At 42.2% G+C, this 21441-nt stretch carries 18 protein-coding genes and 1 tRNA gene; 13 read left to right on the forward strand and 6 right to left on the reverse strand.

What is annotated here, in order from left to right; all coding sequences use genetic code 11:
• The first annotated feature begins 290 nt into the window (after positions 1 to 290).
• Positions 291 to 4424 carry a two-component regulator propeller domain-containing protein gene (locus CJF29_RS17245; protein ID WP_099147047.1) on the forward strand — a complete coding sequence of 1378 codons (4134 nt, stop codon included), beginning with the start codon at positions 291 to 293 and terminating at the stop codon, positions 4422 to 4424.
• Positions 4425 to 4504: 80 nt separating this feature from the next.
• On the opposite strand, the gene pulA is transcribed toward CJF29_RS17245, so the two are convergent.
• The 3 genes from pulA to CJF29_RS17260 are packed head-to-tail and all read right to left on the reverse strand — an operon-like array spanning position 4505 to position 7428.
• Positions 4505 to 6511, reverse strand: coding sequence for a type I pullulanase (gene pulA, locus CJF29_RS17250; RefSeq protein WP_099147048.1), 2007 nt, complete (start codon positions 6509 to 6511; stop codon positions 4505 to 4507).
• A gap of 51 nt (positions 6512 to 6562) precedes the next feature.
• Entirely contained in the window at positions 6563 to 7129 is a 567-nt protein-coding gene (gene ruvC, locus CJF29_RS17255) for a crossover junction endodeoxyribonuclease RuvC (RefSeq protein WP_004300848.1), read from the reverse strand.
• Complete coding sequence (locus CJF29_RS17260; protein ID WP_004311411.1) at positions 7126 to 7428, reverse strand: DUF4286 family protein; 303 nt, start codon at positions 7426 to 7428, stop codon at positions 7126 to 7128. The genes ruvC and CJF29_RS17260 overlap by 4 nt, the downstream gene beginning before the upstream one ends.
• Positions 7429 to 7543: 115 nt before the next feature.
• Here CJF29_RS17260 and CJF29_RS17265 point away from each other — a divergent pair.
• The 6 genes from CJF29_RS17265 to tnpC all read left to right on the forward strand — a co-directional run bounded on the left by CJF29_RS17265 (position 7544) and on the right by tnpC (position 11896).
• Positions 7544 to 7617, forward strand: a tRNA-Ala gene (locus CJF29_RS17265).
• A 97-nt stretch (positions 7618 to 7714) separates the two neighbouring features.
• Positions 7715 to 8713: an AAA family ATPase gene (locus CJF29_RS17270; RefSeq protein WP_004311410.1), complete on the forward strand. Its 999-nt coding sequence runs from the start codon at positions 7715 to 7717 to the stop codon at positions 8711 to 8713.
• A gap of 1 nt (position 8714) precedes the next feature.
• Positions 8715 to 9134 (forward strand): hypothetical protein, encoded by a 420-nt coding sequence (locus tag CJF29_RS17275; RefSeq protein ID WP_004304388.1) that lies wholly within the window; start codon positions 8715 to 8717, stop codon positions 9132 to 9134.
• A 180-nt stretch (positions 9135 to 9314) separates the two neighbouring features.
• The gene (locus CJF29_RS17280; protein WP_170834904.1) at positions 9315 to 9683 is read left to right on the forward strand and encodes a hypothetical protein; all 369 of its coding nucleotides are present in this window, start codon (positions 9315 to 9317) and stop codon (positions 9681 to 9683) included.
• A 1-nt stretch (position 9684) separates the two neighbouring features.
• Entirely contained in the window at positions 9685 to 10029 is a 345-nt protein-coding gene (gene tnpB, locus CJF29_RS17285; RefSeq protein WP_004297053.1) for an IS66 family insertion sequence element accessory protein TnpB, read from the forward strand.
• Positions 10030 to 10117: 88 nt separating this feature from the next.
• Complete coding sequence (gene tnpC / locus CJF29_RS17290) at positions 10118 to 11896, forward strand: IS66 family transposase (RefSeq protein WP_004300191.1); 1779 nt, start codon at positions 10118 to 10120, stop codon at positions 11894 to 11896.
• A gap of 27 nt (positions 11897 to 11923) precedes the next feature.
• Here the strand turns inward: tnpC and CJF29_RS17295 are convergent, their stop codons facing one another.
• The 3 genes from CJF29_RS17295 to CJF29_RS17305 form a co-directional block, all read right to left on the reverse strand.
• The gene (locus CJF29_RS17295; protein ID WP_099147593.1) at positions 11924 to 12157 is read right to left on the reverse strand and encodes a hypothetical protein; all 234 of its coding nucleotides are present in this window, start codon (positions 12155 to 12157) and stop codon (positions 11924 to 11926) included.
• Between the two features lie 128 nt (positions 12158 to 12285).
• The gene (locus CJF29_RS17300) at positions 12286 to 13152 is read right to left on the reverse strand and encodes a hypothetical protein (RefSeq protein WP_008648861.1); all 867 of its coding nucleotides are present in this window, start codon (positions 13150 to 13152) and stop codon (positions 12286 to 12288) included.
• 563 nt (positions 13153 to 13715) lie between these two features.
• Entirely contained in the window at positions 13716 to 14732 is a 1017-nt protein-coding gene (locus tag CJF29_RS17305; protein ID WP_004300861.1) for an energy transducer TonB, read from the reverse strand.
• A 120-nt stretch (positions 14733 to 14852) separates the two neighbouring features.
• Here CJF29_RS17305 and pheS point away from each other — a divergent pair, with 120 nt between their 5' ends.
• The 6 genes from pheS (at position 14853) to CJF29_RS17335 (ending at position 21376) form a co-directional block, all read left to right on the forward strand.
• A complete protein-coding gene (gene pheS / locus CJF29_RS17310) occupies positions 14853 to 15872 on the forward strand; it encodes a phenylalanine--tRNA ligase subunit alpha (RefSeq protein ID WP_099147590.1) in 1020 nt (339 codons plus the stop codon).
• A 148-nt stretch (positions 15873 to 16020) separates the two neighbouring features.
• On the forward strand, positions 16021 to 17220 hold the full coding sequence (locus tag CJF29_RS17315; RefSeq protein WP_008648869.1) for an MFS transporter: 1200 nt from the start codon (positions 16021 to 16023) through the stop codon (positions 17218 to 17220).
• The gene (gene nth / locus CJF29_RS17320) at positions 17217 to 17894 is read left to right on the forward strand and encodes an endonuclease III (protein ID WP_004300865.1); all 678 of its coding nucleotides are present in this window, start codon (positions 17217 to 17219) and stop codon (positions 17892 to 17894) included. The genes CJF29_RS17315 and nth overlap by 4 nt, the downstream gene beginning before the upstream one ends.
• Before the next feature lie 93 nt (positions 17895 to 17987).
• Positions 17988 to 19247: a phosphoglycerate kinase gene (locus CJF29_RS17325; protein ID WP_004300866.1), complete on the forward strand. Its 1260-nt coding sequence runs from the start codon at positions 17988 to 17990 to the stop codon at positions 19245 to 19247.
• 106 nt (positions 19248 to 19353) lie between these two features.
• Complete coding sequence (locus CJF29_RS17330) at positions 19354 to 20322, forward strand: ABC transporter substrate-binding protein (protein ID WP_099147591.1); 969 nt, start codon at positions 19354 to 19356, stop codon at positions 20320 to 20322.
• 10 nt (positions 20323 to 20332) lie between these two features.
• Positions 20333 to 21376, forward strand: a complete 1044-nt coding sequence (locus tag CJF29_RS17335; RefSeq protein WP_099147592.1) for a porin — start codon at positions 20333 to 20335, stop codon at positions 21374 to 21376.
• Positions 21377 to 21441: the final 65 nt, after the last annotated feature.

A 21441-nucleotide genomic window follows, 5' to 3' on the forward strand; every position in this document is an offset into this window, starting at 1 on the left:
CAGTTATTATTTTAAGGTGTCCGACAATTCATTTTTTTTGTTAATGCAAATTTATGGATAATATATCAAGCATAGGTGGAGATTTTGTTTCAAGCAATTGACAGGCGGTTACATACACTTGCATGTACGTTACAAGCTATTGCACACCCGTTACATACCCCTCCCAGAAGCATCCCTAAAGGGTTTGCACGTAACATCAGTAAAAGGAAAAGTAACAAAGCTAATGCTATTTTAATTTAATATAGTATCTTTGTCTATATAAAAAGCACCAATAAACCCTGCTTATATTAATGAGTATGAAAGCACAAATCCTATTCCTTTTTTCCATATACTGTTTCCTGATAGGAAGCACTCCTGTTATGAAAGCACAGACCGGCAAATTCTATTCAACAGACAAAGAACTTTCCAACAGTCTGATCAATGCCGTATATCAGGACCGGAAAGGATTTATCTGGATAGCTACCGAAAACGGACTTAATAAATTCGACGGGACACGTTTCTCGATCTATCGACATAATGCTACGGATAGCACCAGTTTGAAAAACAACTATGTACGGACATTATTCGAAGACAGTCGCGGTAATTTCTGGATCGGATGCATCAATGGCTTACAGCGATATGACCGCGCCACAGACAACTTTCACGAATTATTCATCTCTCGGAAAGACGGACGAAAGAATCCTCATATCACTTCCATTATTGAACGCCGGAACGGAGATCTTTGGATAGCAACTTCCGGACAAGGCGCCATATCCCTAAAAAAGAACAGCAATCCCGCCTCCTTCCATATCGAAACCGAACTGACAGACCGGATAGGTAGTAACTACCTGAATGTCATTTTCGAAGATTCCCGGCAAAATTTATGGATTGCTACAGAAGAAAAAGGACTTTACCGTTATTCTCCGGAAAATAAAGAGCTTAAAAGCTATAAAGCACCTTATCATATAGCAGGTGATGACGTTTCTGCCATTTGTGAGGATGCACACGGACAAATTTTCGTAGGAACCTTGACAAAAGGTCTTTTCAGACTATCATCCCGGCAGGAAGGAAACTTCGAACCTGTCCTCTACCAAAACCGGATGAATTTGAATATCCGGACTCTCATCATTGATACCCGTGGAAAACTTATCATAGGAACAGACGGTGAAGGAGTAAAAGAATATCAGCCTCAACAAGATATTATTGTGGACAGTGAGATTAATGCGGGTCCCTTTGACTTCTCCAAATCCAAGGTTCACTCGTTAATCGAAGATAAAGATCACAATTTATGGCTGGGCATTTTTCAGAAAGGTTTGATACTAGTGCCCGGCATTTCAAATAAGTTCGACTACTACGGCTACAAATCAATACACAACAACACCATTGGTTCCAGCTGTGTTATGGCTATTCATACAGATGAACAAGCTACAATCTGGATAGGTACGGATAACGACGGATTATATGCCATAAACGATCAGGGAAAACAATTACGCCATTACACCCATCAGGCAGGTAATCCCCAATCTGTCCCCGGCACTATCCTATGTCTCTATGAAGATTCCAATCAGGAACTTTGGCTAGGATCTTACTTCGATGGTCTGGCACGGATGAACAAACAAACCGGAACATGTCAAGATGCCACCTCGCTTTTACAAGGAAATCTTAACGCAGGCAAGCCCAAAGTTTCCTGCATCATTGAAGACAAAAACAAGAATCTCTGGGTGGGTACTTATGGTTCGGGCTTATACAAAATCAATTTACCAACTCAACATGTCACCTATTACGAATCTACCCGCAACGAAAACGATGACTGGAGCATCAACCGACTTCCAAACGATTGGATCAGCTACCTACTGGAAGATAGAGAGGGAATGATATGGATCGGCACTTATAAAGGTCTGGCCGTACTCAATCCTCAAACGGACAATTTTATCAATTATAAAAAGCAAAACAATCTCCTCCCCGGGTATGTCGTTTACAGTTTATTGGAAAGTAGTAATGGAGAGATCTGGGCTGGTACTTCCGAAGGATTGGTCTGCCTGAATAAAGACAGACTAACACCTGTACTTTTCACTACTGCCGATGGACTCCCCAGTGATATTATTTGCGGCCTGGCTGAAGACGAGAAAAAAAATATATGGATCAGTACCCATCAGGGAATCTCCAAACTGAATCCTCCGGAAAAGAAGTTTATCAACTATTATGCAGGCGACGGTCTGCAAGGAAATGAGTTTACGCGCACTGCTGTATTTAAAGATAAACGCGGCAAGATATTTTTTGGAGGTACCAATGGAGTAACAGCTTTCTACCCCCAGGATATCACCGAAATCAAAAAAGAAATGAATGTATTGATTACCGGCTTTCACGTTGCTAACCGCCCTGTGAAAAAAGGGGATAAATCCGGCAACAATGTCATCACTGATACTGCTGTCATGGATACCGAGCAATTTACACTGGCATATAATGAAAATACATTCAGCATTGATTTTTCTGTTTTGGAATTCAGCAATCCCGACCGGATTAGTTATCAATATAAGATAAAAGAATTAGGCGATGAATGGATCAGTACGCAACCGGGAACAAACCGGGTGACTTATAGCAGTCTGAAACCGGGGAAATACACTTTCTCCGTACAGGCACGCGACCATAATAATTTCTCTAATATCCGCACAGTTACTATTGCCATCACTCCACCCTGGTACCAGACCTGGTGGGCAAAAGTAATCTGGGGATGTCTCGGAGCATTACTAATCTATGCTCTTACCATGTATATTCTGTCACGTATCCGCCACCGGCAAGAAGTGATGCGACAAAAACACATGGAACAGATTAACGAAGCCAAATTACAATTCTTCATTAATATCTCACATGAAATACGTACCCCGATGACTTTTATCATCAGCCCGTTAGAGAAACTGTTAGCCGAACATTCCGAGAAACAACCGGTTTATCTCATGATTTACCGGAATGCCCAACGTATTCTACGTCTGATCAATCAACTGATGGACATACGAAAACTGGACAAAGGACAAATGCATCTGAAATTCCGGGAAACAGACATCGTAGGATTTATCAATGACTTGATGCAAACATTCAATTATCAAGCGCAAAAAAAGAACATCACATTTACTTTCGAAAAAGAACTGGAAGGTGCTGATTCTCTGAAAGTATGGATTGATCTAAATAACTTTGACAAAGTATTGATGAATGTCCTTTCCAATGCTTTCAAATATACACATGAGGGAGGAAATATCGAAGTGTTATTGAAAACCGGTCACAACGATGCCTACCGGGGTGCTTTGAAAGATTATTTCGAGATAGATATCACCGATAACGGAATCGGTATTGACAAAAACAAAATAGAACAAATATTCGAACGTTTCTATCAGATTGACAACGACATGACACAATCTAATTTCGGTACAGGAATCGGACTGCATCTTTCACGGTCGTTAGTGGAACTGCACCACGGCATCATCAAAGCAGAAAACCGCGAAGACGGACAAGGAACCCGTTTCATCATCCGCCTGCCGTTAGGTAGTAATCACTTGAAAGCAGAAGAACTGGAAAATCCTGAAGAAACCGGAAGCGAACCAACAATCTCCCAACTTCCCAAAGATTCGATCTATGAAACGGAAGAAGAAAACAAAACTAACGAGTACAGGAAACCCAAAGCAAAAACACGTTATCGCGTCTTAATCGTAGAAGATGATGAAGAAATACGCCGCTACATACGTAGCGAACTGGATAGTGATTTCCGTATCTATGAATGTACAAATGGACGGGAAGGACTGGAAACCATTTTGAAGGAGAAACCCGATCTCGTCATCAGTGATGTTATGATGCCCGAAATGGATGGGATCACTCTCTGCCGGAAAATAAAACAGAATATCAATATCAATCATATACCGATTATATTATTAACCGCCAAATCGAAAGCCGAAGACCAAATCGAAGGGCTTGAAATTGGAGCAGATGCTTATATCGTAAAACCATTCAACACTGAATTATTACGAACTACTATCAGTAATCTGATAGCCAATCGGGAAAGACTGCGCGGCAAACTGGTAGGTGAACAACAAGTAGAAGAAAAAATAACAAAGATAGAAATGAAGTCCAATGATGAGATCTTGATGAGTAAAGTAATGAAAACCATCAATGACCATCTTGCCGACCCTACCCTTAATGTAGAGATGCTGGCAGCCAACGTTGGAATGAGCCGCGTACATATGCACCGCAAATTAAAGGAGTTGACTAATCAGTCAGCACGAGATTTCATTCGTTCTATCAGACTGAAACAAGCTGCCAATCTGCTACGTGAGAAGAATCTAAGCGTTTCGGAAGTTGCATACGCTACAGGCTTCTCCAACCTCTCTCATTTTTCCAATACATTCAGAGACTTTTACGGAATTTCACCGAGTGAATATAAAGAACAACAGATGTAACAAACAGAATTAGACTTGTTACAAACAAGAATCTAAATTAGAAAGAAAGCCGTTATTGATATGACAAATAATGACTAAAGCTACTTATACATAATCAATGCAGACTGTCCGGGAATAATTACTTCCGGTCCGATCTGCGTACCTAATCCACGCACATCTATCACACCATCTTTGCATACCACTGTATATTTACCAACAGGCACTTCCAAACGCGCAGGAGTCATACGGGAATTAAAAGCCACGATAATATCTTCCCAACTATCTCCGTTCGCATGATCCTTCAGGCGGAATGCAATCAGGTTTTGTCCTTCCACCGGAAGAAACTCCAGATGTTTCCGAACCCTTTCCGCATCTCCCATACGGAAAGCGGGATGGGACTTACGCAGATCTATGAGTCGCTTATAATACATGAAAACATCTCCGTTCGTCGTTTTACGTCGCCAATCGATAGCATTGACTGCATCCGGACTCTTATAACTATTATCCACCCCTTGTTTATCGCGCATCACTTCTTCTCCCGCATAGATAAAAGGAATACCTTGCGAAGTGAAGACTACCGTCTGCGCAAGCTTATCAAGCCGGACCAGTTGCTCGGGAGTAGCTCCCGGCATACTTGCTTTCAAGCGATCAACAAGACACAAACCGTCATGGCAGGAAACGTAGCTAATCATCTGGGTAGGCTGCTCCGCCCACGGTTTCTGACTGTAATTAACAGAATCACACCGTACTTGCGGATGCTCAATAGCACCCACAATACCGAATTTAACACTCATTTCTGCTCCCGGAACTCCGGCGAGGAAAGCCCCTTTCTCCTTTTTCCACACAGGTCCGCAAAGCCCATCACGCAATTCATCCGAGAATACGGCAATTCCCGGCATGTGGGAAACATTCCCTTTCATTGCCAACGAATCTGCCGGATATTGGGGAGTGTCGGCTGCCCAACCTTCTCCATAAATACAAATGGTAGGATCAACCTTGTTCACCGCTTTCCGGATCTCATTCATGGTTTCAATATCATGCACTCCCATCAAGTCAAAACGGAAACCGTCAATATGATATTCTTTTATCCAATAAAGAACGGACTCTATCATAAACTTGCGCATCATAGGGCGTTCACTTGCCGTCTCATTACCGCATCCGGAACCATTTGCCAATGTCCCGTCTTCTTTCTGACGATAAAAATAACCGGGAACAGTACGTTCAAAATTACTTTCAACGGTATTAAAAGTATGATTATAAACCATATCCATTATCACACGGATACCAGCTCTATGCAGTGCTTGTACCATTTGTTTGAACTCTTTCACACGAGTGGCAGGTTGATAAGGATCAGTTGAATAAGAGCCATCCGGCACATTATAATTCGCCGGATCATATCCCCAGTTATAGTGGTTTTCTTCCAGTTTTGTTTCGTCGATAGAAGCATAATCAGAGGAAGGAAGAAGATGTACATGTGTCACTCCCAGTTCTATCAAGTGATCGATACCGGTCAATAACTTATCTGAATTCATGGTCCCGTGTTCAGTCAATGCGAGGTATTTACCTTTATTCTTAATTCCCGAAGTAGAATCAACCGAGAAGTCACGATGATGCATTTCATAGATAATCATATCAGCAGGAGATTTCAGAGAAGGACGCCTGTCACTCTCCCATCCCTCGGGATTTGTAGTCTTCCAGTCAATAATGGCAGCACGTTTCCCATTCACTCCGACAGCATGGGCATTGATTCCCGGCGTGTCTCCCTGCCATTTATCATTGATTTTTACATTGAAGGCATAGAATTTACCAAGTAGGTTCTTATCTACTGAAGTTGTCCAGGTTCCATCTTCTGTGGGCTCCATCTTTACTGTTTCATAAGCATGTCCGCCTTCACCGGCATCATATAGCATCAGGCGTACTTCTTCTGCAGTTGGTGACCAAAGATAAAATTTGGTTGCCAACGGCGTATATTCCATTTCCGTAAGACTTCCCGTACGAACCGGATACAGCTCAAAAGAAGCATATTCCTTTTTCGCAGGGGAGCAGCTCATTACTGTTGTCACTGTAGTCACCCCTAATATTGCTAAATAATTACCTCCCATCTTCATTTAAACCTCCCCTAGATATTTCCTTTATATCTATCCCTATAATCAGTCGCTTTACTTCACCTTATCCGGATTCTTCGCTATAAAATCCTTCCAGCTATTATAACCTTTTTCCATTGTCGGCCGCCCCATTTGCAGGAAATGACAATAGGCTGCTGCCAATCCGTCTGTTGCATCCATAAAAGTAGGCATATCCTCTTTGGGAAAGCGCAACATCCGCTGCAACATATCCGCTACCTGTTCTTTGGATGCCTGCCCGTTTCCGGTGATAGCCATCTTTATCTTCAAAGGAGCATATTCCGTAATCGGAATATCCCGACTCAACGCCACTGCCATCGCTACCCCCTGTGCACGGCCCAACTTCAACATCGATTGTACATTTTTACCGAAGAAAGGCGCTTCAATAGCCAGCTCATCAGGCAGATAACTTTCAATAATGCTCAATACCCGTTCATGGATATGGCGAAGTTTCAGATAGTGGTTGGCAAATTTACGCAAGTCGATAATCCCCATCGCAATCATTTCGGGCTTGGTTCCTTTCACTCTTAGAACACCGTATCCCATGATTGTCGTACCGGGGTCAATCCCCAGGATTATCTTTTCTTTTACCGGTTGAATCACTCTATCACCTCCATCAAGGTCGGAAACCCGATCACTTTATCTTTAAATATTTTTGCCAGTTCGTCATTTAGCCGCACTCCCTGTTCCAGATGCCAGCGATGTAGTAATCCACTGCTTTCCACCTCCCATTGCAAAGAATACGCACTTCCTTCTTCCCGATGACTTAATATCCTGCAAATGCGCGGTGCCTTCAACGTACCGTGTTTCTGTACTTCAGGAATATAACTCTCTTTTATCCAAATCATGAAATTGTCGTGAACGTCATCGTCCACTTGAAAAGTTGTATTATAAATCAGCATATCTTAATTTCATACTATTATTTACCGCAAACATAGCAATTATTTCAGAATAATGCATTATATTTGCGGCAACAAAAAAGATTCGTTTACAAACGTTATCATATAAGATAGAAAAGGGGCGTTAGCTCATCTGGCTAGAGCGCGACACTGGCAGTGTCGAGGTGATCGGTTCGAGTCCGATACGCTCCACTTTTTAAAAGAGCAATTTCCAAAAGAGTTGCTCTTTTTTGATAGCCTTCTTGAAGTAATTATATTGTACGAATCAGAACCAAGTTATTTGATAATTATGGAGCGCAAACTTATCATTCGTAATTTTGGAGCTATCGCTTCAGCAGATATTGCATTGAAAGACTTCAATATCTTCATAGGTGAACAAGGAGCCGGAAAGAGCACAGTGGCCAAACTAATTACTATCTTCGAGAATAGTAGGGATAAAGTTTTGAAGGTTGATTCCGACTATTTAATGACTAAGTTCTCCGAGTACAATATTATTTCGTATTTTAATCCGGACAGCTATATTAGTTATTCTTCAGAACAAGGAGATATCACCTACGAAGATGGTTCCTTCAATTTCACTTTTTCGTACCATTCGACAAGCCATAATTTATACATTCCGGCAGAACGCTTCTTCATTAGTACATTCTCCCGCTCCATAGCTACTTTGGTGTTGTCCAAAGCACCTATACCAGTCACATTGTTGGAATTTGCCTCTTTCTATGAAAAAGCAAAGAACCTATTCGTAAATTATCAAGTTCCTATTTTCAATATAATATTCCAAGTCCGTGAGGCTAGTGAGAATCTAGTTTTAAGCAATTATGATAAAATCATTCCATTCAAAGACGCATCGTCGGGTATTCAATCCGTCGTACCCTTACTCATGGTTATTGATTACATCACCAAGGAGCAATCGGACACTCACTTCGTAATAGAAGAACCGGAACTTAATCTCTTTCCTGAAACTCAAATTGCTTTGCTCCAACACATAGTAAAAGAATGTCATCAGCTGACAATAACAACTCATAGCCCATATCTACTGTCGGCTTTAAACAATATGCTAGAAGCCGGTAACGTATCTAAGTTACACCCGGAAAAAGAAGAAGAGATTGCAGCACTCATGCCTAAAAGCAGTTGGGTTGACTTTAATAAAATTACTGCCTATAAGATAGAAAAAGGACATATCATTTCTATCTTAGATAAAGAATATAACATCATTGTCGCCGACCAAATAGACTCTACTTCAGATGAACAGGGAAGGATTTTTTCTTCATTATTAGATTTAGAATAATATGGCAATATTCAAACAAGCCTGCACATGGGAAGTAACAGATAAGTTGCTGGTAGTAAAAGAAAATAAATGCAAATGCGTTTTCTCAAATCCCAATCAGCATCTACTCACAAAAATAAAGGTTGATGGTTGCCAAATTACTGATGGCATCAGATGTGACTACCTGATACTCGACCATTGTCACAACGAATATTTTGTTGAATTAAAGGGGAAAGATCTGCCTCATGCTGTTGAACAACTGGAAGCCAGTATCCAGCAATTATCAGCCCCCAACCATACAATTAAAAAAAAGGCTATTATTGTATCAAGCCGTAATCCCTCCAATGACACTTCGGTACAAAGAGCTAAAGCTATGTTCAAGAAAAAATATGGAGTAGAGCTTATACCCAAGAATATACAAATAGAAATTACAATCAAATAATATCCCGACAAATCAGACTTCCTTTTTTTTGCATAAATAGCAAAAAAAGGACCTTTATTCAAGGTCCTTTTTAATCACTTCGTCCATTTCTTTTATACGTTTGTAACCATTCTATTTTCCGCCTTGACATAAGTTGTTAGCCGCCATATCTTTGCGCCGTAACCTTTAACAAGAATGATTATGGCAAAAGAAAAAGTAAACTATCAGGAGGTATATGACCTCTACCAGTTATGCAGCGAGACCAAAGATCTTCGAGAGTTCTGTGCTGATTATGGTGTAAATTACGACAAGTTCATGAACTGGCAGCGTCACCAGTTGTGGAGTGAGAAGTTAGGCAAGACAGTCCAGGTTGAGCAGCCCAAGGTTGCCAAAGTCCAGATAACCGGGAAACCATGCAATAGTCCAACTGTGAAGTTGGACGTGAAACATCCTGAAGGTGAACCACCAATAAAATGGATCAAGTTACAGCTGGCGTCTGGCGCAACACTGTTCCTGAGAAACACCACCGTTCTTGATTTGAGCCTGTTGCTTAATAAAATGATAGGATGATATGCTTGGACTGAGTGCTAACCTTAACTATTACCTGTTTAACGGTAATGTTGATTTGCGGAAAGGCATTTTCCGTCTGTGTGAGAGTATAAGGGAAGAAATGTCCCTTGACCCGAGCGATGCGTCCAATGTATATATGTTCATGTCCCGGAACCGAAAGGTTGTGAAGATACTTCATTACGAACGCGGTTTTTATGTGCTTTACGAAAAACGTCCTGTTATGGGCAAATTCAAGAAACCTGTATTTGATGAAGTCTCCAGGTGCTACCGGATACAGTGGTCGGACATGGCTTATCTTACGGAAAGCATTGTAGTTGACAAGATGTACGTTAGTCCGAAAGGCTAATATTAACATACTGATTATCAACAGGATAGTATAAAAAATAAACGGTAAAAAGTTTGCGTAAGTGCCTGATTTTTCGTACCTTTATATCATGATTGATGAAAGAGCATACGAGTTACTTTGCTGCCAGCTGGGTCTGGCGAATGAGGAAAAGGCAGGTCTTCGCAAACAGAATAAAGAATTGATTGCGAGGCTTGAGTCTATTGAAGAATCCAACAGGGAGAACTCTAAAAATCTGATAGATACCATCAATGATCTCAAAGATACCATCGAAAAGCAGTCAACCACGGTTGAACATTACAGGAAAGAAATGGAACTTATGAGAAAGCAGCTTGAAGCAAAGGATGAGGTGAACAGGATGCTGGCAAACGAGATCTCCAATCTCAGACTTCAGCTTGAGGACAGCAGGAAACACCGTTTCGGCCGTACTTCCGAGCAAAGAAGGCTGTTGAACAACCGTAATCTCGACAAGTCCGCTCTGGAACAATCCGAGTATGACGGTTCTGACAGGAAGGATGATAATAATAAGACCGATGATAACGAAACCGGCAGCAATACCTCTTCCGGCAACATACCTGCCCAGAACAGCAAACCTTCAAGGAGAAAGGAAACCGCACCACGTGCCGGGAAAACAAAATTGAAAGTTGACAAGGTGGTAGTACATGAAGTGGACGAGTATTACACGCTTCCAGAAGGGGGACGGTTTATGAACCGCAACGGTATGCCTGATGTGTGGGAATACAGGGTCATAGAACATGTAAGGGCTTATAACGTGGAGCATGTTTACAAGGTGGCAAGGGTAAAGCTTGCGGACGGCACTTTCACAAGCACCATGGAACATCCGCTGAAAAACCTTGGAGGTATCTTCTCTCCTGAACTGCTTGCCCGTCTGCTTTGTCTGAAATATGACTTCAGCATGCCTGAGAACAGACAGATAAGACTGCTTGCAAGAGAGGGTATCCACATAAGCAATACCACGCTGAACAGCTATATCCATAACGGAATCGCCAAACTAAGGGAGTTCATGGAAGATGTCTTCAAGGAGTTTGTACAGAGAGCTAATTACCTTATGGTTGATGAGACTACTGAGCTTGTTGGAGTGGAAACAAAGGAAGGTAAGGCTTACAGGAGAAAGTACTTATGGGCTTTCTTTGCCAAGCATATTAAGATGGTCTATTATCACTATAATAACGGCAGCAGGTCGTCCGATGCGGCAAAATCATTCCTGGAATATTTTATGGGAACCATATCCACTGACGGATATACGGTTTACAGGATGTTTGACGGAGACGACTCAAAGGTGCTTCATATAGGATGCTGGACGCATTGTAGAAGGTTGTGGGTTGATGCCCTGCCTTCAGACAGAACAGCGATGGACATAATAGATCCTATCGGTGAGATGTTCAGAAATGAAGACCTGTTCCGTATGATGAAACTCAGCGGTGAGCAGATTAAGGAAAGAAGGCTTAAGCTAACAGGACCGATTCTTGAACGTATCCATCATAAGGTGGTCATTATGATGCAGGATGCGAAGATTATGGCTAACGAACTGATGAGAAAGGCCGTGAACTATACGATAAACCAGTGGAAATCCTTGAGAAATATCCTCAAGGACGGTTCAGCAGAAATCTCGAACAACCTCTGTGAGCAAAGGATGAAACCTGTAAAGCTGCTGCTCAAGAACTGTATGAACGTTGGCAGTGAGGATGCGGCAGAAAACTCTGCATTCACCTTCTCTCTGATAGAAAGCTGTAAGTTGAACGGCATAGACCCTCAGAATTACCTGAAACACTTGTTTGAATGTATTCTTCATGGTAAGGACTGCGACAAGAAGGCTCTTCTGCCATGTTTCTATAAACCGGAATGTTAAAACAAAAATATTTTCTTACGGGCATTTTTATTTTATCGGCTGAAAGACAGCCGATAAAATTGGCGTGGCGGAAAATAGTATGGTTACTATACGTTTCTCACGATCTTTAATGGGACCGTCTTTCTTGTCATTCTTAAATACGTCATCGGCACGGTCGGCAACCTCGCCACTCCATTCCTCAAACTGGTCCTTAGCCGGACGACCATTCGGCTCGATATTTTCCTCGGCTATCGAATCATGCCTGTTAATCATATCATCCATAAGTTTTCGTTTTAAAAGTTTATGGCTATAAGACAATACAAACGAAGAAAAGTTTTCTATTTTAATGATTTTTGAAGAAATCAGCCATGTTATTATACTATCAAAGAAACACTCCAGCCCAATCTGTGTCATTCATCCAGATACCTATATAAATTGCAGTTGCCGGCAACGTCCAGTACATTCAGTTCTTTCAAGCGTTTTTCCACTTTCTTTTGTGAAACCAGCCCGAAATTCCGTAACATATCACGCAACTTCCTAAACCCATATTGAGAAGTGATTTGTAGCAGTTCCCGAAGTGTTTTTATATCAGCTTCAGAAATGATCCGCTGCGACCGAATATCGAATTTCAATTCTGTGATAGGAGTATCAAGTAAAGCCTTTGCCGCTTTTATATCTTCGGGAATAAAAATTTCCGGATTCGTTTCTTCCGCCTCTCTCATGAACATATCATTATCAAAGCCATTTTGGCGGGATTTCATTTCATACGCCCGTACTGTTGCTCTAAGGCGGATATTTTCTTCCTTATACGTCCTAAGGAATCCCGCTTGAGATTTTATTTCCTGTACAAGTCCCTCAAATGCTTTCTGCGCTTGACGATATTTCATGCGTTTCCGGACACTAAAATCCTTAATATTTCCTTGTAAGACGGTATAAAGAAATAGTTGCCGTCTTTCATCATTCCTTATCATTCCGGCAAGCTCCTTTATTATTAACCGGATCAATGGGGTCAACTCTTTCAGTGATTGAAGTAGAAAAAATTCCTCTTCATTTTCCTTCATCTTCTCATCCATCCGGCGTTTGTGTTCTTCTTCGGAAAGACTGAACCGGATATTTCGTTCAAGACAATCCGTCAGACTGTTTTCATCAAGCATTAGATAATCGCCGACTTCTGAATAAATAATCTCTTGCCTTTTACACCAAGTAATAATACGTCTGGTAGATACCTGATACTTGGTTGCCGCTTCTTCAATACCAATCCATTGTTTTGTTGTCATACCTCGTTTTATTTTTAGATGTATGCGTCGCAACCAGATATAAAAAAAGGTGCGAACGATACATGTATTTCCTAGTAGAGGTAGTCGCATACCCATAGATGAAAAATACAGTATGCCCGCACCAGAACTTATATATCGATAGGGATATAAGCTTGGCACGGACATTTGATTTATCATCTATTCGAAAATGCGACTTTCCTACTAATAAATTAAATGTCCTATAAATACAAGTCCGGCTGTCAAAGGTCCGGTCCTTGATTGCAAATATACTTCTTTTTTCTGAAAAGAAAGATAATAAATGACAAGCTTTTTAGTTACAATAGAATTTTATATAAGACAAATAAGTAAACAACTACACGGGAGAATAGTGACAGCATTATTGCCGTCACAGTGCTGTCACCATGCTGCTGTCACGCCATTAACTTTTCATAATCAAACAGTTAAGCTACAATCTGTGACAGATGACAGCAAATTTATTTTTTTTATTTATTGGAGAGAGTATAAGTTCAACTTATAAATGCAATATTTCTTTTTTATTAATCGGACTTTAGATGCAAAGTTGCTTATTTATTCCGATAGAGTTGCGGACGGAAAGGAACATAAAGAGTGTAATTACTATCCGCCGGCTTTCCTCCCACCAATGCAGGTGACCATTTCGGCATTCCTTTGACAATGCGGAGAGCCTCCTCTGCAAATTCCGGATGAGTGGAACGTAGAATATGAGGACGAAGGATAACCCCTTCTTTATCAATAGTAAACTCACATAAAGCATAACCCGAAACATTCTTCTCCAAAAGCCCTGACGGATAAACCATTTCACTGGCAATATATTCTTCCGGAGTCATCGCAGAGAAATGAGCAGGTTCCTCCACCTGTCTTCCGGAAAGTGTCTTTGAACGGGGACCCACCGGATAAATTCCGATATACATCGGCCGCTTATAAGCATCCGGCTCTTCCTTGGTGCGCTGTTGCAATGCTTTTAATAAAGCAGCGGCCTCCACCGCCAATGTCTGTTCCGAAATATTCTCCCCCCGGGATAACATATAAGCCGACTGACAAACCAACACGAGACGTTCCATCAACGTTCCCTTTTCCGGCGACCATTTACGTCCCATCTGCTCTTTACCTTTGGCATCCGTAGAAGAGAAAAAATAAACAATTCCATCCAAACCAGCCGTAGAACCGTCCAAATCCTGTACCTGTTCTGTCACCAAACGAAAGATAGCCCCTAAAGACTGATATAGGGAAGCACTAATGACAACCGATTTAGTATCCACCGTCACCGTCCCCTTCTCTGCCTGCCAATAAGTACGCGATAATGTGTTCGAAACCAGGGTATAACGTCCATTCCTCTTCTCTACCGACATTGCATACTCCGGCGAAAAGGAAGGGATAGCTGCAAAACGCGCATAAGGCTGTTTCTGGAAGCCCGTATTAAGTAAAGAAAACACACTACGATAATATTCGCCTAACTCGCCTGTATAAGTGGAAAAAGGTTTCACCGGCTCCAAATAGTCAATCTGGGCCGCAAGGCGAAAAGAAAAGGTTAAAAGCAGAAGACAGAAAACAATCTTTTTCATAAGTTGCCGGATTTTCGGTACATATCGGCAACAAAGATACAAATTATTTCGATGGTTCGTGATAAAATTATATCTTTGCACGGTTTTTACTAAGAAACTGAATAACAATACATCAAAAATATGATAGCTAAGATTGAACAACTTCTGAAAGAGGTGGAAGCCTTACACGCCTCCAATGCCGAAGAACTCGAAGCTCTCCGCATCAAATACCTAAGTAAGAAGGGAGCCATTAACGACTTAATGGCAGATTTCCGTAATGTAGCTGCCGAACAGAAAAAAGAAGTCGGCATGAGACTGAATGAACTGAAAACAAAAGCGCAGGACAAAATCAACGCGCTGAAAGAAATGTTTGAAAGTCAGGACAACGATTGTGACGGACTGGATTTGACGCGTTCGGCTTATCCTGTAGAACTCGGTACACGCCACCCGCTCACCATTGTAAAGAACGAAATCATTGATATCTTTGCCCGTCTGGGATTCAGCATTGCCGAAGGTCCGGAAATTGAAGATGACTGGCACGTGTTCTCGGCACTGAACTTTGCCGAAGACCATCCGGCACGCGATATGCAGGACACTTTCTTTATCGAAGCTCACCCGGACGTAGTATTGCGTACACATACTTCTTCTGTACAGACTCGTGTGATGGAAACTTCACAGCCTCCTATCCGCATCATCTGTCCGGGACGTGTATATCGTAACGAAGCTATCAGCTATCGCGCACACTGTTTCTTCCATCAGGTAGAAGCGCTGTATGTAGATAAAAACGTATCATTCACCGACTTGAAGCAGGTATTGCTGCTCTTCGCCAAAGAAATGTTCGGTGCTGATACAAAGATCCGTCTGCGTCCGTCTTACTTCCCGTTTACCGAACCAAGTGCGGAAATGGATATCAGCTGTAATATCTGCGGCGGTAAAGGATGTCCGTTCTGTAAACACACCGGCTGGGTAGAAATCCTCGGTTGCGGTATGGTAGACCCGAACGTACTTGAATCAAATGGTATAGACAGCAAAAGATACAGCGGTTATGCCCTCGGTATGGGTATCGAGCGTATCACAAACCTGAAATATCAGGTGAAAGACCTCCGTATGTTCTCTGAAAACGATACACGCTTCCTAAAAGAATTCGAAGCGGCATATTAATAATGTGCTAAATTTACCAGTATGCCAATGTTCCCAATGAAACCGTCGGACGGTGATCGGGACATTGGCATATTCATCAACAGACCAATCAGGCCAACGGCGTTGGTTTCCAATCAATGCGAATCGGTCGATTGAACGATCATTCATTATGGCAAAGGATAGACTCATTACTCCCAGTTATTGTTTCATCTTGGCAGCCAACTTCCTGCTATACTTCGGTTTCTGGTTGCTGATTCCTGTTTTGCCGTTCTATTTATCCGAATTCTTCCAAGCTGGAAATTCCACTATCGGCATTGTCCTCTCCTGCTACACGGTGGCAGCTCTCTGTATCCGTCCATTTTCCGGTTATCTGCTCGACACGTTTGCCCGAAAACCTCTTTATCTGTTTGCTTACTTCATCTTTATGATGATGTTCGGCGGATATTTAATTGCCGGTTCCCTTACCTTATTTATTATATTCCGAATCATTCATGGCGTCTCTTTCGGAATGGTCACAGTAGGCGGAAACACGGTAGTAATAGACATTATGCCCTCTTCCCGGCGAGGGGAAGGCTTAGGTTATTACGGGCTTACCAACAATACAGCCATGTCCATCGGACCGATGTTCGGACTGTTTCTGCATGATGCGGGAGTTTCTTTTGCTACGATATTCTGCTATGCATTCGGTTCCTGTATTTTAGGTTTTCTATGCGCAAGTCTGGTTAAAACGCCCTACAAGCCTCCTGTGAAACGGGAACCGATCTCGCTCGACCGCTTTATCCTGATGAAAGGACTGCCTGCCGGACTTAGTCTGCTGTTACTTTCCATCCCTTACGGAATGACCACTAACTATGTCGCCATGTACGCCCGCCAAATAGGATTGAACACACAAACCGGGTTCTTCTTTACCTTTATGGCAGTCGGTATGGCCATCTCCCGCATCTTTTCAGGAAAACTGGTGGATCGCGGAAAAATAACGCAAGTAATAGCTGCCGGATTATACCTGGTTGTTTTCAGCTTCTTCCTGCTTTCAACTTGTGTATATCTGATTCAATGGGATGATACAGCCTGTACCCTGCTGTTTTTTGGCATCGCATTATTAATGGGTGTCGGGTTTGGAATTATGTTTCCGGCATTTAACACGCTGTTTGTCAACCTCGCCCCCAACAGTCAGCGGGGAACAGCGACTTCCACCTACCTCACTTCCTGGGATGTAGGAATCGGTATCGGTATGCTGACGGGAGGATATATCGCAGAAATAAGTACATTTGATAAGGCCTATCTTTTCGGAGCCTGCCTGACGGTAGTTTCCGCCCTCTATTTCAGACTAAAAGTGACGCCTCATTACCATAAAAACAAGCTACGATGAGAAAGAAAGAACGTTATGAGAAAGTAATCGCCTGGTTTCAGGACAACATACCTGTGGCCGAAACCGAACTGCATTACAACAATCCGTATGAGTTGCTGATCGCTGTTATTCTTTCTGCACAATGTACGGACAAACGGGTGAATATCATCACTCCTCCTTTGTATAAAGATTTTCCGACTCCGGAAGCATTGGCTGCCACTACGCCGGAAGTGATTTTCGAATATATACGAAGCGTGTCTTATCCCAACAACAAAGCCAAACATCTGGTCGGTATGGCAAAGATGCTGGTGAATGACTTCAATAGCGAGGTGCCGGATAATCTGGAAGATCTGATAAAGTTGCCCGGTGTAGGAAGAAAGACTGCCAATGTGATTCAGTCGGTTGTATTCAAAAAAGCGGCAATGGCGGTAGATACACACGTGTTCCGTGTCAGCCACCGTATCGGACTGGTGCCGGACAGTTGCACCACCCCGTTCAGCGTGGAAAAAGAACTGGTGAAGAATATTCCGGAAAAGCTCATACCGATTGCCCATCACTGGCTCATCCTGCACGGCCGTTACGTTTGTCAGGCACGTACTCCCAAATGTGACACCTGTGGTTTGCAAATGATGTGCAAATATTTCTGTAACACCTATAAAGTTACAAAAGAGGAACCAAAAGCCAAGAATAAATAACGATTTAATAGCAAGGAACCGAAATAAATAGTAACTTTGCGGTCGTTCTAAAAGAAGAATTTTAAAAACACTTTTAAATAAAAATAGAGTATTATGCAGACAATTGACAAATTCAATTTTGCCGGTAAAAAGGCATTTGTTCGCGTGGACTTCAATGTACCCCTGGACGAAAACTTCAACATTACAGATGACACTCGTATGCGTGCAGCTCTTCCTACTTTGAAGAAGATCCTGGCAGACGGCGGAAGCATCATCATTGGCTCTCACCTGGGCCGTCCGAAAGGCGTTGCCGATAAATTCTCTTTGAAACATATCATCAAGCATCTGTCTGAATTGCTGGGCGTTGAGGTTCAGTTCGCTAACGACTGCATGGGCGAAGAAGCTGCTGTAAAAGCTGCTGCTCTGCAACCGGGAGAAGTGCTGTTGCTCGAAAACCTTCGTTTCTACGCTGAAGAAGAAGGCAAACCAAGAGGTTTGGCAGAAGATGCAACTGACGAAGAAAAAGCTGCTGCTAAGAAAGCAGTAAAAGAAAGCCAGAAAGAATTTACCAAGAAATTGGCTTCTTACGCTGACTGCTACGTTAACGACGCATTCGGTACTGCTCACCGTGCACACGCTTCTACAGCATTGATCGCTAAATATTTCGATGTAAACAACAAGATGTTCGGTTACTTGATGGAAAAAGAAGTGAAAGCTGTTGATAAAGTATTGAACGATATCAAACGTCCGTTCACTGCTATTATGGGCGGTTCTAAAGTTTCTTCTAAAATCGAAATCATCGAAAACCTGTTGAGCAAGGTAGACAACCTGATTATCGCTGGTGGTATGACTTATACATTTACTAAAGCTATGGGCGGCAAAATCGGTATCTCTATCTGTGAGGACGACAAACTTGACCTGGCTTTGGATTTGATGAAAAAAGCAAAAGAAAAAGGTGTAAACCTGGTATTGGCTGTTGACGCTAAGATTGCTGACGCATTCTCTAACGATGCAAATACTAAATTCTGTGCTGTTGACGAAATTCCTGACGGATGGGAAGGTCTTGATATCGGTCCTAAGACTGAAGAAATCTTCGCTAACGTTATCAAAGAATCTAAGACTATTCTTTGGAACGGTCCTACAGGCGTATTCGAATTTGACAACTTCACTCACGGCTCACGTGCAGTAGGTGAAGCAATCGTTGAAGCAACTAAGAACGGCGCATTCTCACTTGTGGGTGGTGGCGACTCTGTAGCTTGTGTTAACAAGTTTGGTTTGGCTAGCGGTGTATCTTATGTTTCAACTGGTGGTGGCGCATTGCTCGAAGCAATCGAAGGAAAAGTTCTTCCAGGTATCGCTGCTATTCAAGAATAAGATAATTGTTAAAATCACATAGTTAATTATTAGAAGGGCAGTTCTTTGTGAAAAGAGTTGCCCTTATTTATAAAAACAGAATTCCTCTTATTTATAAAAACGAGGTATGAAAAGACCGATACTATTCTTTTGGTTCATCCTTTTCTTCCTTTACTCTTGTCAGAGTAAGAAAGGAGACAGCTCTTTTTTACCTCTAACCGAACTGCAACCACTTACCCTGGGCATGATGCCTACACTGGACGGACTTCCTTTTCATATAGCCAAAACGCAAGGCATTTACGACTCATTAGGACTGGATTTGACCATTCTTTCATTCAACTCTGCCAACGACCGGGACGCCGCTTTCCAAACCCGGAAAATGGATGGCATGATTACTGACTATCCCAGTGCGGTAGCATTACAAGCTATTCATCATACTGATTTAGGATTCATCCTGAAGAATGATGGTTATTTCTGCTTCATTGTCTCCAAAGAAAGTAACATCAACCAACTGGAACAGCTCAAGGAAAAGAATATCGCCGTGTCGCGCAACACAGTTATCGAATATGCCACCGACCAGCTATTAAGCAAAGCCGGAATCAAGCATGCGGAAATAAACATGCCGGAAATCGGCCAGCTTCCTCTCCGTCTGCAAATGTTGCAGTACAATCAAATTGATGCCTCTTTCCTACCCGACCCTGCCGCATCCATCGCCATGAACAGTAAACATCGTTCATTGGTAAGTACGCAAGAGTTGGGTATCGATTTCACCGCTACCGCTTTTTCACGAAAAGCGCTCAACGAGAAGAGAGAAGAAATCGAGCTACTCATCACAGGATATAACCTGGGAGTAGATTACATAAAAATGCACCCACAGAAAGAATGGGAGCAAGTATTGATAGAAATAGGTGTGCCCGAAAATCTGACAGGACTCGTCGCCCTCCCCAATTATCAAAAAGCAAAACGCCCCTCCGCTGAAGCGATAGACAAGGCTATACACTGGTTGAAAGAAAACCACCGAATCCCTCAAACCTACTCTGAAAAGAATCTGATCGACACTACGTTTATCCCCACAGTATCAACCATAATCAAATAACAACTGACTCATGCGAAAAACACTACTCAAACTCTTCACTTTTGTATTATGTATAACAGGTATACAAAATGCCCTTCTTGCACAAGAACAAACACCACTAAATCAGGTTGTCAACACACTGAAAGAACGGATTAGTCTCTCCGGATATGCCCAGCTGGGATATACATACGATGATGCAGCGAATCCCGACAATACATTCGACATCAAACGAATTATTTTCATGGCACATGGAAAGATCACCAAACGATGGACTTGCGACTTTATGTATGACTTCTACAATGGCGGTATGCTACTCGAAGTATATACTGATTATCAGTTTCTTCCCGGACTTACGGCACGTATCGGTGAATTTAAAGTTCCTTATACCATAGAAAACGAATTGTCTCCTACTACAGTAGAACTTATCAATTGCTATTCACAGTCTGTCTGCTATCTGGCAGGAGTAAGCGGTAGCGATAAGTGTTACGGAATGACTTCCGGACGGGATATCGGCATGATGCTTCATGGGAAAGTCTTTCGCGACTTCCTGCAATATAAAGTGGCCGTAATGAACGGGCAGGGATTGAATACCAAAGACAAAAACAGCCAGAAAGATGTGGTCGGCAATTTAATGGTTTATCCTCTGAAATGGTTATCCGTAGGTGGTTCGTTCATCCGCGGAACAGGGCACGCCATAGCCGATTCGGAATATACCGGAATCAAAGCGGGAGAAAATTACGCCAAGAAACGTTGGAGTGCAGGAGGTGTTGTCACTACTCCCACTTTTAATCTGCGTACAGAATATCTTGGCGGAAAAGACCGAAGTGTGAAAAGCGAAGGTTTCTATGCAACAGGAAGCGTACGCTTTGCACGAAATTTCGATTTCATCGCTTCGTACGATTATTTCAACCCGAACAAGAGTGCAGATTTCAAACAAAATAACTATATTGCAGGCGTACAATACTGGTTTTATCCCAGATGTCGATTGCAGGCACAATATACCTTTTGTGATAAAAAAGGAGACGGACAGAAAGATTCCAATCTGATACAGGCACAGGTGCAGGTGAGATTCTAACTCAAGTATTAAGTGTCAAGTATTAAGTATTAATGCGTAATAGTTGAGAACAGACTATCATTCAT

Source organism: Bacteroides celer, from assembly GCF_002632415.2.
Classification (GTDB): Bacteria; Bacteroidota; Bacteroidia; order Bacteroidales; family Bacteroidaceae; genus Bacteroides.

Bases quoted from the DNA above. Each gene is read 5' to 3' on its own strand.
- CJF29_RS17245 (WP_099147047.1), top strand. From the start codon at position 291: ATGAGTATGAAAGCACAAATCCTATTCCTTTTTTCCATATACTGTTTC.
- pulA (WP_099147048.1), bottom strand. From the start codon at position 6,511: ATGAAGATGGGAGGTAATTATTTAGCAATATTAGGGGTGACTACAGTG.
- CJF29_RS17260 (WP_004311411.1), bottom strand. From the start codon at position 7,428: ATGCTGATTTATAATACAACTTTTCAAGTGGACGATGACGTTCACGAC.
- CJF29_RS17270 (WP_004311410.1), top strand. From the start codon at position 7,715: ATGGAGCGCAAACTTATCATTCGTAATTTTGGAGCTATCGCTTCAGCA.
- CJF29_RS17275 (WP_004304388.1), top strand. From the start codon at position 8,715: ATGGCAATATTCAAACAAGCCTGCACATGGGAAGTAACAGATAAGTTG.
- CJF29_RS17280 (WP_170834904.1), top strand. From the start codon at position 9,315: ATGGCAAAAGAAAAAGTAAACTATCAGGAGGTATATGACCTCTACCAG.
- tnpB (WP_004297053.1), top strand. From the start codon at position 9,685: ATGCTTGGACTGAGTGCTAACCTTAACTATTACCTGTTTAACGGTAAT.
- tnpC (WP_004300191.1), top strand. From the start codon at position 10,118: ATGATTGATGAAAGAGCATACGAGTTACTTTGCTGCCAGCTGGGTCTG.
- CJF29_RS17295 (WP_099147593.1), bottom strand. From the start codon at position 12,157: ATGGATGATATGATTAACAGGCATGATTCGATAGCCGAGGAAAATATC.
- CJF29_RS17300 (WP_008648861.1), bottom strand. From the start codon at position 13,152: ATGACAACAAAACAATGGATTGGTATTGAAGAAGCGGCAACCAAGTAT.
- CJF29_RS17305 (WP_004300861.1), bottom strand. From the start codon at position 14,732: ATGAAAAAGATTGTTTTCTGTCTTCTGCTTTTAACCTTTTCTTTTCGC.
- pheS (WP_099147590.1), top strand. From the start codon at position 14,853: ATGATAGCTAAGATTGAACAACTTCTGAAAGAGGTGGAAGCCTTACAC.
- CJF29_RS17315 (WP_008648869.1), top strand. From the start codon at position 16,021: ATGGCAAAGGATAGACTCATTACTCCCAGTTATTGTTTCATCTTGGCA.
- nth (WP_004300865.1), top strand. From the start codon at position 17,217: ATGAGAAAGAAAGAACGTTATGAGAAAGTAATCGCCTGGTTTCAGGAC.
- CJF29_RS17325 (WP_004300866.1), top strand. From the start codon at position 17,988: ATGCAGACAATTGACAAATTCAATTTTGCCGGTAAAAAGGCATTTGTT.
- CJF29_RS17330 (WP_099147591.1), top strand. From the start codon at position 19,354: ATGAAAAGACCGATACTATTCTTTTGGTTCATCCTTTTCTTCCTTTAC.
- CJF29_RS17335 (WP_099147592.1), top strand. From the start codon at position 20,333: ATGCGAAAAACACTACTCAAACTCTTCACTTTTGTATTATGTATAACA.